This is a genomic window from Aureibaculum algae (assembly GCF_006065315.1).
Classification (GTDB): Bacteria; Bacteroidota; Bacteroidia; order Flavobacteriales; family Flavobacteriaceae; genus Aureibaculum; species Aureibaculum algae.
In genome coordinates this window covers 4,345,701-4,362,358 of sequence record NZ_CP040749.1, presented here as the reverse complement: position 1 = coordinate 4,362,358, position 16,658 = coordinate 4,345,701, and the positions used below count along the sequence as shown (strand labels likewise).

The window sequence follows — 16,658 nt, the reverse complement described above, 5'->3', positions numbered from 1 at the left end:
TACTAAACTATTTTTTAATTCTAAAAAGGTTTGGTTTTGAATTATTGTTCGTAACCATTATATATTTTGTTTTACCCAAATTGATTTCAATCATATCTCTAACATCTCCATCTGCAAAGAATCCCGTTAGTAAATTTGATTTATAGACAAATCCACCTTTACCGTCTCCTTTTAAAAATGCACCAATCCCTCCATCAGCTCTTGTTGTTTGAATTTCTGATTGATAATTGTTTCCTGCAAGTAGTAAATCTTCAAGTCCATCGCCATCCAAATCATCATAAATAATACTATTAATTGGTGATCGTTGAACTTCGTTTTCAAAAGGATTAAACGTGAAATTTCCTTGTCCATCATTAAGAAAAATACCCGACCTGAATTCTACAGCTTGATAATGCAGTGCAGATTCAATTCCTGCTCCTAAAATACCTACAAGATCCATATTGGCATACGCCGTATAAGTAGGTATTTTTTGAGCTAAATGAGGTAGTTGTTGCGCCGTATAACCTTTTCCCCTTACGGGAACTTGTTTTCCTTGATAGTCTATAGCTAAAAAGATATCTTCTACGCCATTAAAATCAAAATCGCGTGTATATGCATGAAAAGGCTTTTCTTTGGAGGCGTGAAATTTATAATTTATACCTAAATTCCCGGCAACGATATCCATATCCCCATCTTTATCAACATCAGCTAGTAGGATGCGATTCCACCATCCGGTTTCATTGTTCAAATAGCTGTATTTATCACTTCTTACTAACCGGTTATTTTCGTTTAAAAATACCACAATACCCATCCATTCTCCGGTAACGATTAGGTCTATTTTTCCATCCTTATTGATGTCACTCCATTCGGCTGATGTCACCATTCCAATTTCTGCTAATTCTGGAGCTAATGATGGTGTTCCAACGGTAAATTTACCCTTGTCATTTATTAGTAAATAGCTTGTTGGTGGATAGGGATATTTTGATGGAATAACTCTTCCTCCTACAAATAGGTCTATATCTCCATCGTTATCATAATCAGACGGCACAACAACAGATCCTGCTGCCACGAACATATCTAAAGCACCATTGTCTTTCACAAATTTTCCGTTTCCTTGGTTTATATATAGCCTATCCAAAAGTAATTTTGGTAAACGTTCAAATTCATAACCTCCGCTTACAACATAAAGATCCATATCTCCATCATTGTCGGCATCAAAAAACGCCGCCCCCACATCTTCGTGATTCTTATCTTGAATAAAACTATCAACTTCCAAAACATCGAACTTGCCTGATTTATTTGCCATCATCAAAACTCCGGCTTGTTTATAGGCACCTCCAAAATAAATATCTTCCAAACCGTCATTATTCAAATCAGCTTTAGCTATTCCAGGTCCTGTTTGGGATAATTTATGAGGTAATAAAACTTGCCTTTCATAGTCATTAAAATAAGGATCTATGTGGCTATAATTTAATGGCAATTCCGTAAAAAGTTTTATAGATGAATCCGCTTTCTTTTGTTTGACACTTGCATTAGCATAATCCAAAACCATTTTTTGATTTGTGCTAATACTTGACAATTTCTCTGACTTTCCATCGGGCCAAATAACTTCCATACTGTTAATTGACTTGTCTTTATTAATTCCAAAATGTAAAACATTGGACACCGATGATAAAAATCCTCTTGTATTAATTAATTGTCTTGTGAGAATCGAGCCATCGTTCATAACTAAATTAACTTTGGCTCCAACCCCATTTATGTTCTTATCTGGGCCTTTAAAACTGACTTGAAGAAACTGTCCACTAGATCTTTCTATACTATTGTTCTTTAGAATATTGACCACATCATTAATATTGTTCACTACAAAATCCAAATCTCCATCATTATCTAAATCAGCATAAGCGGCGCCATTAGAAAAAGTTTCTTGACTATTTACCCATGTGTCACTAACATCTTCAAAGGTGTAATCTCCCTTATTGTGAAAAATATAATTCGTCAGTTTTTGTTGAGGTAACATTTGCGCAAATTTTGCAAAATCTTCTTTTGTCGTTTTCTGCCCTCTTCTTGAACGTAATATGGCAAGAATTTCATTGTTCTTGTCTCGGTCGATTACATCTCTGAATACACCATTTGTAACATAAACATCGTTGAATCCATCCAAATCAAAATCAGCAGAAAGAAGAGACCAGCTCCAATCTGTATCTGCAATCCCAGCCATCTTTCCAATCTCACTGAAGGTTCCGTTACCATTATTCAATTACAGCATATTATGCACATATTGGTGGTGATAATTTGATCGAACCATCAATTCAAATTGATTCATGGAAGTCATTGCCATAGTGGTTTTTGATCTTACATAATCTTCAGGGTTCATATCTAATGTCAACAAATCCAAATATCCGTCATTGTTCACATCGGCAATATCACCTCCCATACTATTGAATGACATGTGTTTAAGAACCTCATTTCTAGATTCTTTAAAAGTACCTTTTCCAGTATTTAAGTAAACAAAATCAGGTATTATAAAATCGTTATTAACATATACATCCAACCAGCCATCATTGTTAAGATCACCTACTTCAACATTTAATCCGAAACCTCGATCAGGTAAGATTCCTGCTTCGATTGATATATCTTCGAAAGTTCCATCTCCATTGTTTCTATATAATTTATCGCTCCCTTTTAATGCTATGGTTTTCGGGTCTTTGGCTATCTCATCTAAATCAAGAACGTCAATATTACTAGTCATATCGGGTGTATTAGAAATATATACATCCAAATCATTGTCATTATCGAAGTCAAAAAACACAGAATTAATCGCTCGATTATCATCATCAAGACCATATTCTTTGGCTCGCTCGGTAAATGTGAGATCTCCATTATTCACGTATAAAAGATTAGCGAACTGAGTTTCATCTGCACCACCTCTACCTACATAAATATCTATATATCCATCATTATTTATATCAACGGTGGTAACCCCAGTATTAAAACTAATTGTTTCTTTAAAATTCGCTTTTTCTGTAATATCTTCGAATTTAAAATTTCCTTTATTGAGATATAACCTATTATTCTGAGAATTAGAAGTGAAAAACAGATCTATCAAGCCATCGTTGTTAAAATCTTCAGCAGCAACACCTCCACCAATATAAGAATACATGTATTGGTAATAGTTCGATTCTGCAGATTCTATCAATAGATTTTCAAAATCAACACCACTTTCTTCTTGTGTAAGAGAGGTAAATAGTTTTTGCTCAAGATCTTTTTTCGGTAAACTATTTTGCTCATTTTTCTTATTCTCTGTATTGCACGACATAACAAGGCACAATATCGTGACACCAACAGCATATAATTGCAGGTACTTTGGTAGCCTTCTCATAATAATAAATTTCATACTGTTTTAAATTTATATGACCGCTAATTTAGTTTTATTCATTCATAAAATCCTATTAAATATTTCGAAAACTAATGAATTTCGAAACAATAAAGGTCTAAAATAAAATTAATTCTTACTGTTCACACAGCTACAGCTAGTTGAATACTAGGACTTGAGCTTTGTTGAACAATCCTATTCGATAATTGGGCGAAATAATAATCAATCTAACACCTCTTTATTGATATGGTTTGTAATAGTTGAAGATTTAAGGCTTTTGAAGTTGAATTTATTAACCATAATGTCTTTTTATTACTTCTCGCATGTCTTAGAATTAGCTTAATTAATCTGTATTTTTATTCTTGATTATTAGCTCAGTATAATGTTTTGATGTGTTCAAAAAGGGCAATTGTAAACAAGTGACTTCCGTAAAGTACTGGAAAAGTTATTTAAAAAAGTCAATAATTATAATTGAAATATTTTTTCCAAAGCCATCCATTTTTCTCCATTTTTTGCCCAAGGTAATTCTTGCTGATACTTCCACATTAGGTTTTCCCATTCTTGTACTTTTAGATTGTTCGCATCCATTTCGTCTTTTTTAATAGGGTCAAAAGTTTCATCCACTTCCATAATCATAAACATACGGTTTCCAACAAGATAAATTTCCATATTCACAATACCTGCATCTTTTATGCTTTTGGTTATTTCGGGCCATGCTTTGCCAACGGCATGGTATTCTTTATACTCTGCAATTAGTTTAGAATCGTCTTTTAAATCGCAAGAGAAACAAAATCTTTTTGTACTCATGATATACTTACTTTTGGATTAAGATTTTTTATCAACTTTGGCGGCATATAAACCGTAAAGACCAACAACAGCAATACAAATCATTGGCATTATAAAAGAAAACTTTACTTCTGGAACACCTAATATTAAAGTATCGGCTAAATTATCACCTCCTATATCAATAATTGCTCCTTGCATTAAAGGAAAAATAGCTCCTCCAACAATTGCCATTACTAAAAAAGCAGAACCTACTTTTGCTTCATCTCCCATGTCTTTTAAAGCGATACCATAAATTGTTGGGAACATAATAGACATGAATAACGAAATACAAACCAATGAAATTAATCCAGGCAAGCCAGGAATAATAATAGCACCTGCACAACAAATAATAGCTAAAAGCGCAAATAATGATAATAATCTTGGTGCTGAGAAAACGCTTAACAATGCTGTTCCTAAGAAACGACCCCCAAGAAAAATCCCCATGGCAAGCATATTCATATAGGTTGCATTAATATTACTATTAGTGGATTCGTTTAAATATTGAACATATTGAAAAATAGCAGTCCAACACATAATTTGTGCTCCTACATAAAACATTTGGGCTATAACACCAGGAAAGAATGTTTTTTTAGAGAATATTTTTTTAACAGATTCTTTAAAAGTTAAACTCGTATGTTCTTGAACAGTTGGAATTTTCGTGAAAATAATGAGAATTAAAATAAGTAATACTACAAATCCAATACCTAAATATGGATTACTAATGATACTTAAATCTTCCGTTTTTATGGAAGCTTTGGTCGCTGCGTCTAAAGTTGCATAAGTTTCCGCATTGTAATTGGATGATTTTATTTGACTTAACACGACAAACTGAGCAACCATCATTCCTGTGATTGATCCAATTGGATTAAAAGATTGGGCAAGATTTAAGCGTTGCGTTGCGGTTTCTTTTGCTCCTAAAGATAAAATTAATGGATTTGAAGTTGTCTCTAAAAGCGCTAAACCACAAGTAATAATATACAGGGAAATTAAGAAAAATGAATATTCCTCAAAAGCAGCAGCAGGATAAAATAAAAAAGCGCCAATGGCATAAAGCGATAATCCTAGAATTATACCCTTTTTGTAGGTGTATTTTTTTATAAATAAAGCTGCAGGAATTGCCATACAACCATATCCAAAATAAAATGCAAACTGAACTAAATATGCTTGTGTCCAACTTAATTCAGGCATTACCTTTTTGAAAGCTGTAACCATTGGATTAGTAACATCATTTGCAAAACCCCATAAGGCGAAAAGAGAGGTTATAATTATAAAAGGTACTAAAAGTTCCTTACTTACAATTGGAATTTTTTTGGATACACTCATTTTTTTTATTGGGTTTTATTTTAAATTGAGTATGATATTTGTAATATCATTAAATATAGATTCTGACAGTTTGCCTTCATCCCACGCATTTAATAAATCAATTAATTGGTCTTTGGTTGTTGGACCAACAACTACGCGGTCTGCTTCTTTTATTGAAAACACATATCTCAATGCCAGTCTGGATAAAGTTATGTCGTTTTCTATTGCGATATCATTTATTTTGAAGGCTGTATCAACATCTAAATTGGTAATCCATTCGTTATTGGGGCGCTCATTCGCGTATTGCTCTAAACGGCTTCCCAATAAGCCCATATGCAAAGCTGAAGCGGCATAATAGCCTATGTTTTCTTTTTGAATTTGAGGAATGTCGTTATCAAAACTAGAAAGGTTACAGGCATCCAGTTTTAAAAACCCAGATAACACATCAAAGTTTTCTTTTATCATGTGGGGATAAAATCTTTCGATCGGATTTCCTCCAATGCCCAAAGATTTTATAATGCCTTCTTTTTTAAAGCTATTTAAACAATCCATGATTTCATCCATTTTATTTACTGGAACGAGGTGTGGCTCATGTAAAAACAGTAAGTCAATATGATTCAATCCAAGCGTTTCTAAACTCTCATAAACACTTTTTCGCATGGTTTCTGGAGAATAATCAACAATGCAATCATCAGCTTTATCCGCCTTTAACCTGCCCACTTTAGTGCTTATAAACGGCTTTTCGCTAGTCCATTGTTTTAAGGTTTTTCCTAAAAATTCCTGCGATCGGTTATAGGATGGTGCGGTGTCAAAAACCCGCACGCCATGTTCTAACGCATACATTAAAGTTTCAACAGCATCTTTTTCTTCTATTGGTCTCCAAACTCCTCCTAGACCAGAACAACCTAAAACTAGCCTGCTTTGGTTATTAAAAAACTCACTTTTTTTATGGTCACCTTTTATATATGTTGGTTCTGTACTCACTATTTATAAATTATAAAATTTTATAGCATTATTGCCCATTATATCAGCTTGTTCTGCTGAACTTAGATTAGCTATAAAATCTGTTACTAAATCTTTTACTTGTTTGTAATTTCCTGCCACTAAACATACTGGCCAATCGGAACCGAATTGTATTCTTTTGCTTCCAAAAGCATGTAAAACAGTTTCTATATACGGTGCAATCTGCGTTGGTGTCCATGTTTTGTAATCTGCTTCGGTAATCATACCAGACAGTTTACATTGCACATTTTCATGATTCGAAATTTCATTAATCAGAACTTCCCAACCATCAAAAAAACCATCCTTTATATAAGGTTTTGCAATGTGGTCGATGACAAACTTCTGATTTGGAAACTCTCTAACAAATTCTAAAACAGATCCCAATTGATGTGGGAAAACCAATATGTCATAAGTGAAATTATACTTATCTAAAGCTGAAATTCCCCTTAAAAAATCTGGTCGCAACAAAAAATTATGATCTGGTTCGCCTTGTACCACATGACGAAATCCTTTTAATTTTTCAAATTGACTATAATGTTTCAAAACATCATCAATATTTTCAGCTCTTAAATCTGCCCAACCAACAACGCCTTTTATAAAATCGTTTTTAGACGCTAAATCCAATAAAAAATCGTTTTCCTCTAATGTCTGGTCGGCTTGAACTGCAACACAACCATCAATATTATTTTCATCATAAACCGTCCTTAAATCTGAAGGTAAAAAATCATGTCTGATAACTGACATGTCATCGTCAATCCAGTCGTGTTTTATAGGCTCGTAATTCCAGAAATGTTGATGCGAATCTATTGTCATATATTAATTTAAAAATGTATTTAAGGCAGATTTCATTCCGTTTTTAATGATGGATTCTAAATGTTGAGCGACTTCTTTTTCTAATCCTTCAATTTGTATTAAATCAGTTCCCCAGAAATCTACATTGGATAAAGTAGCTTTTGCCACGCTTGATGCATCATTGGTTTTCCATTGCTTTTCAAAGAATTCTAAAACAGAAGCATCGTCTTTCAAAGCGATTGTAGTTCCGTTTCTATCGCCTTTATAAAATGCGATTAAAGCCGCTAACGAAAACAATAAATGTGATGGCAAAGTGTTTTTTCTTTTAACGTATTCTAAAACAGAAGGTAAAACACGTGTTTTATATTTTGAAACAGAATTCAATGAAATACTCATTAGTTCATGCTCCAAATATGGATTTCTAAAACGATCTAAAACATCACTTGAAAATTGTTTGAGTTCGTCATCTGGTAAATCCAACGTCGGACAAATATTTTGGAACAATGCTTCCTTTAAAAATGTGCCAACAACAGGATCTCCCAATGATTCACGCACGCGATCAATACCATATAAATAACCAACTGGCACTAGAGCAGTGTGTGCGCCATTTAAAATACGGACTTTTCGTGTTCTGTAAGGTTCCATGTTATTTGTGAAAAGCACATTCAGTCCGCAAGCTTCAGAAGGAAATTCTTTTTTCACAGTTTCAGGACCTTCAATGACCCAAAGATGGAATTGTTCGCCTTCAACTACCAAATTATCTTTATAACCTAGTTCTTTTGTTATCGCTTCCATTTTATCTCTAGGATAACCTGGTACAATTCTATCGACTAAGGTGTTGCAGAAAATATTGTCGTTGTTAATCCAAGCCACAAAATCTTTGCCAAGTTTCCAATCGGAAGCATATTGAAGAATAATGCGTTTTAGATTGTCTCCATTTTTATCAATCAATTCGCATGGAATAATAATCAATCCTTTATCGGAAGCACCTTTAAATGTTTGAAACCTTTTGTATAATAAAGCGGTCAATTTCCCGGGAAAACTAGATTGAGGCGAATCGTTTAATTTATCATTTTCATTATAAGAAATTCCAGCTTCCGTAGTGTTTGAAATCACAAATCTTACATCCGGATTTTCAGCATTTGCCAAATACGCAACATTATTTTCATACGGATTTATGCTTCGTTGGATACAATCAATGATTTCATGTTCACTTATCGCTTTTCCATTTTTTATACCATTAAGATATAAGGTATATAAACCATCTTGATCGTTCAATAGTTGCACCAAACCTTGGTCTATGGGTTGCACAACGACAACTCCACCATCGAAATTAGCTTTTTTGTTCATTTCGTGAATCATCCAATCGGCGAATGCCCTTAAAAAGTTACCTTCTCCGAATTGTATAATCCGTTCAGTATAAGTGTTTACTGATTTTGTTTTTCTATTTAATGTATCCATAGTTTGTTATTAGCTATTGGGTTACTGAGTTATTAGGTTTACTGTGATGATAATTTTTTCGACAACGGTTTCAGTCCCCATCAATTTTAAACCTGCCTGCCGGCGAGGCAGGTCTTGAATTTTAAATCTTTTAATTTACAAAGAAACCCCTCTTTTCCAAGGAATAAAATCATTATTTCCGTGTAAAACTGCTTTTGAAGCAACTTCTCCACTTGCGACCTTAATAATATGATCCAATATTTTTTCTCCCATAGATTCAATCGTGTCTTCTCCTGTAATTACGGTGCCTGCATTAATGTCTATAATATCATTCATGCGCTCATATAGATTGGTATTGCTCGACATTTTAAGTACTGGTGCAACAGGATTTCCAGTTGGTGTTCCCAATCCAGTAGTAAAAACCACCACATTGCAACCCGAACCAACCAAACCTGTGGTAGATTCTACATCATTTCCTGGTGTGCATAATAAATTTAAACCTGGTTTTGTAGCCTGTTCTGTATAGTCTAAAACCTGTACAACAGGCGATGTACCACCTTTTTTAGCTGCTCCTGCAGATTTCATGGCATCGGTAATTAAACCGTCTTTTATATTTCCAGGCGATGGATTATTTTCAAATCCAGAACCAACAGCCACAGCTGCTGCAGAATATGCGCGCATCAAATCATAAAATTTATTAGAATCTTCTTCGGTTTCACATCTATTGATGATTTCCTGTTCCACACCATTTAATTCTGGGAACTCAGACAATACAGGGCTACCTCCTAAAGCAACCAATAAATCGGATGCATAACCTAAAGCTGGATTTGCAGAAATTCCAGAAAAGCCATCAGATCCACCGCATTCCAATCCTAAAACAAGTTTACTTAATGGTGCTGGTTGTCTAACTATTTTATTTGCTTCTATTAATCCTGTAAAAGTATGCTTTACCGCTTCCTCAATTAAATTTCTTTCGCTAGTACTTTTTTGTTGTTCCAAATAATGAACTGTTTTGTCACAAGAAGGAGCAATGGTTTTTAGGGCATTTTGCATCATTTCTATTTGTGCATTTTGACAACCTAAACTAAAAATAGTAGCACCAGCAACATTTGGATTTGCAATATAACCTGCTAAAAGTTTACACAAGGTTTCGGAATCTTGACGAATACCACCACAACCACCATCGTGTTTTAAAAATTTTATACCATCTACATTTGGAAATAGCCTATTTTTTGACATTTCTTCTTTGGTAGTAATAATTGGTGTATTGTATATGTCTTCTGTGCTTGCACCTGATTTGTATTGGCTAATTAAAGCATCCGTATCAACGGCAAAATCTTTTTTAGTTTGGTATCCTAATTTTTCAGATAAAGCACCTTCTAAAACATCAATATTTCTGTTTTCACAAAATGTCAAAGGAATGACTAACCAATAGTTTGCGGTTCCTACTTTGCCATCTTTTCTGTGATAACCGCTAAAAGTTCGACCTTTAAAGTTGGAAGCATCGGGTGCAGACCACGAAAATTTTTCTTTAGAATCGTTGAATTCTGCGGAAGCATGTTTTACATTTTCAATGGTAATCGCTGTACCTTTTTGAATAGGCAGTACTGCTTTTCCTATTAAAACACCATACATAAAAAGTTCGTCACCAACATTAAAATCGTTAAGCGCGAATTTGTGTTTTTGCTTAATATCTTCCTGTAACGTGAAGGTTTTGCCAGCCACATCTACAAAAGTGTTTTTAGGCAAATATGTTATGGCAACTATGATGTTGTCTTTAGGGTCTATTTGAACATAATTCTTTGACATAGTTATTTTTCAATTTCTTACCGATTTTATAATTTCTAAAGCATTTTTTACATCTTGCTCTAGTTTTTTATAATCTTTATGTGCTAAAATTTCTTTGGAGATTAATTGCGACCCCATACCAACACAAGTTACACCGGCATCAAACCAACCCTTTAAGTTTTCTTTTGTTGGAGATACTCCTCCGGTAGGCATAATACTGGTCCATGGTTGTGGTCCTTTGATTCCTTTTACAAAATTTGGTCCGTAAATATCACCAGGAAATAATTTTACCACTTCACAGCCTAATTCTTCTGCTCTAGCGATTTCTGTTAAGGTACCGCAGCCAGGCGACCACAATACTTTTCTGCGATTACAAACAATCGCAATATCTTCGCGAAGTACCGGAGTAACAATAAAGTTTGCTCCTAAAGACATAAAACGTGAAGCTGCTGCTGCATCGGTTACCGAGCCAACTCCCATTACCATTCCAGGTAATTCGGCAATAGCATATTTGGTGAGTTCGCCAAAAACTTCATGAGCAAAATCTCCTCGTGCTGTGAACTCCATTAGTCGAGCTCCACCATCATAACAGGCTTTTAAGACCTTTTTACTTACTTCGATATCTTTATTGTAAAACAAAGGAACCATTCCGGTTTCTTGCATTACGCTTGCTACTTCTATTCTTGAAAATTGTGCCATTTTTTGATTTTTTTGTTGTTGGCTATTTGTTGTTAGTTGCTTGTTGCTGGCTGTTAGTTGTTAACTGTTTTTTGTTTTCACAGAAGGTTTTTTGTTTTAAATCGTGTTTCTTCTCTTTTAAAATGAATGTTACGCCGAACTCCTCCAACGTAACATTCTACAATTAACTCAAAACTAATCTATTGTTATCGGGCAACTCTACCAGAGGCATCTCCACCCATTAATTTTTGTACTTCGTCAACGGTTACTAAATTCGCATCTCCTTTGATCGTGTGTTTTAATGCCGATGCTGCAACTGCAAAATCCAAAGCATTTTGATCATCTTTAGGGTATTTTAATAATCCGTAAATCAATCCTCCCATAAAACTATCTCCTCCTCCAACGCGATCAACGATGTCGGTAATTTGATACTGACGGGTTTCATACATTTTCTTACCATCATATAAAACACCTGCCCAAGTATTGTGCGAAGCTGAAATAGAACCTCTTAAGGTGGTAATTACTTTTTTTGCTTTAGGGAATTTTTCCATCATCTGTTTGCAAACCGATAAAAAGGCTTCTGCTTTTACATCATGACCTTGGGTTGTAATATCTAATCCTTCTGGTTTGATATTGAAGTGTTTTTCAGCATCTTCTTCATTACCTAAAATCACATCACAGTAACTGGTTAATTCGGTCATGATTGCTTCGCGATCGCCACCATATTGCCACAATTTTGCTCGGTAATTTAAATCTGTTGAAATGGTTATTCCTAATTTGCTTGCTGCTTTTACGGCTTCTAAACAAACATCAGCTGCTCCTTGAGAAATTGCTGGGGTGATTCCTGTCCAATGAAACCATTCAGCCCCTTCAAAAACTTCGTCCCAATTAATCATACCTGATTCTATTTCCGCTATAGCGGAATGTGCTCTATCATAAACCACTTTAGATCCTCTAGATACAGCACCGGTTTCTAAAAAGTAAATTCCCAAACGGTCGCCACCATATACAATTTTATCAACGCCAACACCTCTTTTTCGCATTTCCATCATCGCACATTCACCAATGTCATTTTTTGGTAAACGGGTAACAAAACCTACCGCAACACCATAATTAGCCAAAGAAACGGCTACATTTGATTCTCCGCCACCATAGACTACATCGAAGTTGTTGGCTTGAGAAAATCTCAAAAATCCCGGAGGTGCTAAGCGTAGCATAATCTCTCCGAATGTGATAACTTTTTTCATTTTAAGTCTTATTCTATTAGTTTTTTTAATTTTATACTTTGAAGTTCACTGTAGCTTTGATGACACCTGCTTCTGGTTTTAACCAACTATCAAAATGGCTTATCATTTCGGTAAAAGGAACATTATGTGTAATAAATGATTCTGTTGGAAATTGATCTAAAACACTAATTACATGCTCAAAATCTTCTGTAGTTGCATTTCTACTGCACATCAAGGTCATTTCTTTAGCATGTATTTTGGGATGTGTATAGGTTAATTCTCCTTTTGAGAGTCCAACCAAAACAAAACGACCACCATGCGACATGTAGTCAGGACAAGCTTCTAAAGCAAATTTATTTCCCGAAGCATCAAATACAGCTGTACATAAATCGCCATTTGTGATTTTTGAAATTTCATCTGCAGCATCTTTTCCAGCTTTTACAATATAATCGACACCGATTTTTTCTTTAGCATAGGCTAATCGCTGTTCGTTCATATCTATAGCAATTACTTTTGCGCCTGCAATTTGTGCTAATTTCATAATGCCAATTCCAATAGGACCACAACCAACTACGGCAACAATTTCATTGTGTTGTATATTTGCTCGTCGCACAGCATGTGCTCCAATGGCAAGTGGTTCTACAATCGCCATTTGGTCATCGGATAAGTTGTTTGCAAGCAGTAAAATATCTGCAGGAATCGTAATTTGCTCTTGCATTCCGCCATCTCCATGAACACCTAAAACCGAAATATTGGTACAACAATTTGTCTTTCCGTTTCTACAAGCTATACATTTGCCACAACTTAAATATGGCATTACCACAACTTTATCGCCAGCTTTAATGCCTTTTGGATTATCTCCAATTTCTAAAACTACGGAAGCCAATTCGTGACCTAAGATTCTAGGATAGGTAAAAAAGGCCTGATTGCCTCCATACGCATGAAGATCGGTACCACAAATACCAACTTTATTGATCTGTAATAAGGCTTCGTTTTCTTTTCTAACAGGTGCTTCTTTTTCTTTTAATAGAAACTCTCCTGGTTTTTCGCATACTATATATTTCATAATAATTTTATTAAAAAATTAGATTAGACATTTAAGTATTTTATTAAAACTGTTAAAGGAAGCTTTATAATTTTATTCACAAAACCCCTTCAATTAAAAACACTAACAAAATTAAATTATTAGCTCTAATACAAATGCATTTTCACAAGGTTTTGTTGCAGGCATGGTTACTTTTAAACCATTTTCACTTTGATTCCATTTTAAATTGGTATCACTACCTAGCATTCGTACACTAGAGACTTTATCTGTTGCAGGATTCAATGATTTTATTAATACCTCATTGTTCTCTGGCCAAGCCATCATAATAGCATAAACTTTATTATCTTTTTGTGTAAAACGGATATCTTGCCCAGTAAAATCTTCATTTTGACCTTCTGAGTGATGTCCTTTTTTTACTTCTGTAGGACCTTCTCCGAATACTTTCCAATATTTTGTGTCGTAAATTGCTTCTCCGTTAATGGCGAGCCAATCTCCAATTTCTAATAATATTTTTTGTTGATCTTCAGGAATAGTTCCGTCAGCCTTTGGTCCAACGTTTAATAATAAATTTCCATTTTTTGAAACGATATCTACTAAATCATCAATCAATTGGTTGGATGTTTTTGATTGCCAATTGGTAACATACGACCAAGAGTTTTTACCAATAGAAGTGTCTGTTTGCCAAGGTAATTTTCTGATTCCGGGTAATTTACCTCTTTCTAAATCGTAAATAACCGTTCCTTCTGGAAAAGCTTCATGATCAAAATTCTTATCATTGATAACTACTTCTTTACCCCATTCAATTCCTTTGTTATAATAATAAGCTGCAATTTTTGGTCGCATATCAGCGTAGTCGGGAATATCAAGATAGAAATCAAACCATAAAATGTCTGGTTGGTAGTTGTCAATTAAATCTACCGTTCTATCCCACCATTTTTGTTTAAATTCTTCAGATACCGGCTCTTTTAAATCTTTTCCTTTAGCGGAATATAAATCTGCATATTCAGGATCAGTAGTATCAAATTTATCCTTTTTATTATAAAATGACCAGTTAAAAGCATAATGAGAAGAAGCACCCATAATTAAGCCTTGCGCTCTTCCTTCTTTAAACAGTTCTCCAAGTACATCTCTTTTTGGACCCATATTTACAGAATTCCATCTCGTAGTTTTAGCATTATACATCGCAAAACCATCGTGATGATCGGCAACTGGGATTACATATTTTGCACCCGATTTTTTGAACAAGTCTATCCACTCGGTGGCATTAAAATTTTCACCTTTGAACATCGGTATAAAGTCTTTGTAACCAAAAGTTTTTTGATCTCCCCAAGTTTTTTTATGATGTGTATATGTTGCATTTGGACCTTTGTGTTCCGGGTTTAGTTGTGCAGTAAATGTTGCGGTATCCATATACATTTGTCTTGGGTACCATTCAGATCCAAACGCAGGTACAGAATATGCTCCCCAATGAATAAAAATTCCAAATTTTTGTTGGTTGAACCATTCCGGATCTTTATAGTTTTTTTTGATGGACTCCCAATTAGGTTCAAATTTTTCTTTCGGAGATTCTGCGGCCGCTTCTGCTAACTTTTTATCAGTTTTTGATCCGCATGAAGATAAAATAGCTAAAGCAAGCAGTAAAATAAACGGTGACTTTTTAATATTCATAATAATTTTATATTGGTTACGTATGGAGAAGTAAAAGCTTCTTCTCTGTGAGGCTAAATTCTACTATTGCTATTTGTTTTATAATATCTAATGTGCAAATAAACAGAACAAATGATTTTTAGGCTTATTTTATTATCGGTTATATATCAAATGGTTTATTTTTTTTGTGTTAATCATTTGGTATGCAATATCTAAAGGGTTTAAGTTACGCTTTAGTAAAAGAATCATTTATAATGTTATTTATGAATATTTCTATAAATAAATAACCAGTTAGGTTGAAAAAGATATTATTATTTCTTTTGAATAATTAAAATTGTGTCCGCTTTTCCCCTCCAAGGAGAAAGTTCTGCTCTATTTTTATCAAAGTCTTCTATTTTCGTATATTCTCCGGTCAGCGTATTGAACCATTGCATGGTGGCTGTATCTTTATTTTCTTTAGATAAATGCCAAAGGGTAACTTTGTAATTTTCTTTTGGCATATAAATGAGAATAGTGCCATTTTTTTCATCGGTTAAATTATACCCATTGGTATTTTGCCAAGGATGAGGTTTGAAATTATGAAATGAAAATTGATTAAAAAACTCTTGCATGTGTTTAAAATAATCAAAATGCGGTTTGTAAAAATCAGCAGATTGTTCAAATGGATTGTAAATAATTACATTCCATGAAGTGCCTTGCCAATAATAGGTGGTGTAAACACCGGCAAATAAACACATATAATTTCTGCGCAAGCAAACTTCAGCATCAATATAAGCTCCGGTAAAAACAGTGTATGGACTTTCTTCATAACCTCCATGTTCAATATTGAATACAGGTTTTTTAGGAAATTCATTTTTTGCGTCTAACATATTTTGATATAAGGTATGTGACCAATTTTGAGAAGATATAAAATCTACTTCATCGGGGTGGTTTTTACAAAATCCATAATCATGTACAGATAATAAGCGATTGTAACCATCTAATTTTCGTACTCTGTTTATTCTTTCAGAAATATATTCTGGAGTAGCTCTTCCATAAAAAAGTGCCTCTTTAGAAATATCCCAAATAATATTAGGAAAAGCTTGGTATCTTTTTACCACATAATCAAAATAGCGATTGTCTTCTTTGGTTTGCATATCTGGCCAAGAAACCAATTTATTCCATACATAAATCATCAAATGACTAACAATTTCCTTATCATGCATAGTAGCAATTACCTTATCTAAATGATTGAAAAAATCAGGATTTAGTGCCGAAAAATCAGGCTTTTCATTACTTCCCAAAAATGGATATATATTTTGCTTACCACCAAATTCATGTTCAGGATGTATGGCAAGAAGCGGATCTTTTTCCCAAGAAACATCATGAGAATAAACATTCATAACGACTTGGTTGAAACCATTTTCATTCAATAAATTTAACAAATGATCTGTTTTTTTTACATCTTTGCTTTCATAATCTAAAGCAAATAGCCAATCGCATTCAAAGGCAAGATTGAAATAGGGCGTACCATCTTCATAATAAAAATGCTGAGGATCATCTTTTGGAATTATGATAGCCC

Annotated in this window: 13 protein-coding genes; all 13 read right to left on the bottom strand. The window is 34.1% G+C overall.

Annotated features, from left to right (window positions below; all coding sequences use genetic code 11):
- Positions 1 to 7 precede the first annotated feature (7 nt).
- The 13 genes from FF125_RS18520 to FF125_RS18465 all read right to left on the bottom strand — a co-directional run bounded on the left by FF125_RS18520 (position 8) and on the right by FF125_RS18465 (position 16,647).
- Complete coding sequence (locus FF125_RS18520) at positions 8 to 2,236, bottom strand: VCBS repeat-containing protein (protein WP_250629625.1); 2,229 nt, start codon at positions 2,234 to 2,236, stop codon at positions 8 to 10.
- On the bottom strand, positions 2,237 to 3,373 hold the full coding sequence (locus FF125_RS22165; protein ID WP_250629624.1) for an FG-GAP repeat domain-containing protein: 1,137 nt from the start codon (positions 3,371 to 3,373) through the stop codon (positions 2,237 to 2,239).
- 444 nt (positions 3,374 to 3,817) lie between these two features.
- Entirely contained in the window at positions 3,818 to 4,159 is a 342-nt protein-coding gene (locus FF125_RS18515) for an L-rhamnose mutarotase (RefSeq protein WP_138951280.1), read from the bottom strand.
- Between the two features lie 18 nt (positions 4,160 to 4,177).
- Entirely contained in the window at positions 4,178 to 5,500 is a 1,323-nt protein-coding gene (fucP, locus tag FF125_RS18510; protein ID WP_138951278.1) for an L-fucose:H+ symporter permease, read from the bottom strand.
- A 15-nt stretch (positions 5,501 to 5,515) separates the two neighbouring features.
- Positions 5,516 to 6,463 (bottom strand): aldo/keto reductase, encoded by a 948-nt coding sequence (locus FF125_RS18505; RefSeq protein WP_138951276.1) that lies wholly within the window; start codon positions 6,461 to 6,463, stop codon positions 5,516 to 5,518.
- Positions 6,464 to 6,466: 3 nt separating this feature from the next.
- A complete protein-coding gene (locus FF125_RS18500) occupies positions 6,467 to 7,294 on the bottom strand; it encodes an amidohydrolase family protein (RefSeq protein WP_138951274.1) in 828 nt (275 codons plus the stop codon).
- A 3-nt stretch (positions 7,295 to 7,297) separates the two neighbouring features.
- Positions 7,298 to 8,734: a tagaturonate reductase gene (locus FF125_RS18495; RefSeq protein ID WP_138951272.1), complete on the bottom strand. Its 1,437-nt coding sequence runs from the start codon at positions 8,732 to 8,734 to the stop codon at positions 7,298 to 7,300.
- A gap of 135 nt (positions 8,735 to 8,869) precedes the next feature.
- Positions 8,870 to 10,522, bottom strand: coding sequence for a UxaA family hydrolase (locus FF125_RS18490; RefSeq protein ID WP_138951270.1), 1,653 nt, complete (start codon positions 10,520 to 10,522; stop codon positions 8,870 to 8,872).
- 9 nt (positions 10,523 to 10,531) lie between these two features.
- Positions 10,532 to 11,200 carry a bifunctional 4-hydroxy-2-oxoglutarate aldolase/2-dehydro-3-deoxy-phosphogluconate aldolase gene (locus FF125_RS18485; RefSeq protein WP_138951268.1) on the bottom strand — a complete coding sequence of 223 codons (669 nt, stop codon included), beginning with the start codon at positions 11,198 to 11,200 and terminating at the stop codon, positions 10,532 to 10,534.
- Positions 11,201 to 11,385: 185 nt separating this feature from the next.
- The gene (locus tag FF125_RS18480) at positions 11,386 to 12,426 is read right to left on the bottom strand and encodes a sugar kinase (protein WP_138951266.1); all 1,041 of its coding nucleotides are present in this window, start codon (positions 12,424 to 12,426) and stop codon (positions 11,386 to 11,388) included.
- A gap of 31 nt (positions 12,427 to 12,457) precedes the next feature.
- Positions 12,458 to 13,471, bottom strand: a complete 1,014-nt coding sequence (locus tag FF125_RS18475) for a zinc-binding alcohol dehydrogenase family protein (RefSeq protein WP_138951264.1) — start codon at positions 13,469 to 13,471, stop codon at positions 12,458 to 12,460.
- A gap of 111 nt (positions 13,472 to 13,582) precedes the next feature.
- Entirely contained in the window at positions 13,583 to 15,118 is a 1,536-nt protein-coding gene (locus FF125_RS18470; protein ID WP_138951262.1) for an alpha-L-fucosidase, read from the bottom strand.
- A gap of 290 nt (positions 15,119 to 15,408) precedes the next feature.
- A complete protein-coding gene (locus FF125_RS18465; RefSeq protein ID WP_250629765.1) occupies positions 15,409 to 16,647 on the bottom strand; it encodes an apiosidase-like domain-containing protein in 1,239 nt (412 codons plus the stop codon).
- Positions 16,648 to 16,658: the final 11 nt, after the last annotated feature.

What these genes read in the sequence shown, in the direction of transcription:
- FF125_RS22165 (WP_250629624.1), bottom strand. Translation starts at nt 3,373, where the DNA reads ATGAAATTTATTATTATGAGAAGGCTACCAAAGTACCTGCAATTATAT.
- FF125_RS18515 (WP_138951280.1), bottom strand. Translation starts at nt 4,159, where the DNA reads ATGAGTACAAAAAGATTTTGTTTCTCTTGCGATTTAAAAGACGATTCT.
- fucP (WP_138951278.1), bottom strand. Translation starts at nt 5,500, where the DNA reads ATGAGTGTATCCAAAAAAATTCCAATTGTAAGTAAGGAACTTTTAGTA.
- FF125_RS18500 (WP_138951274.1), bottom strand. Translation starts at nt 7,294, where the DNA reads ATGACAATAGATTCGCATCAACATTTCTGGAATTACGAGCCTATAAAA.
- FF125_RS18495 (WP_138951272.1), bottom strand. Translation starts at nt 8,734, where the DNA reads ATGGATACATTAAATAGAAAAACAAAATCAGTAAACACTTATACTGAA.
- FF125_RS18490 (WP_138951270.1), bottom strand. Translation starts at nt 10,522, where the DNA reads ATGTCAAAGAATTATGTTCAAATAGACCCTAAAGACAACATCATAGTT.
- FF125_RS18485 (WP_138951268.1), bottom strand. Translation starts at nt 11,200, where the DNA reads ATGGCACAATTTTCAAGAATAGAAGTAGCAAGCGTAATGCAAGAAACC.
- FF125_RS18480 (WP_138951266.1), bottom strand. Translation starts at nt 12,426, where the DNA reads ATGAAAAAAGTTATCACATTCGGAGAGATTATGCTACGCTTAGCACCT.
- FF125_RS18475 (WP_138951264.1), bottom strand. Translation starts at nt 13,471, where the DNA reads ATGAAATATATAGTATGCGAAAAACCAGGAGAGTTTCTATTAAAAGAA.
- FF125_RS18470 (WP_138951262.1), bottom strand. Translation starts at nt 15,118, where the DNA reads ATGAATATTAAAAAGTCACCGTTTATTTTACTGCTTGCTTTAGCTATT.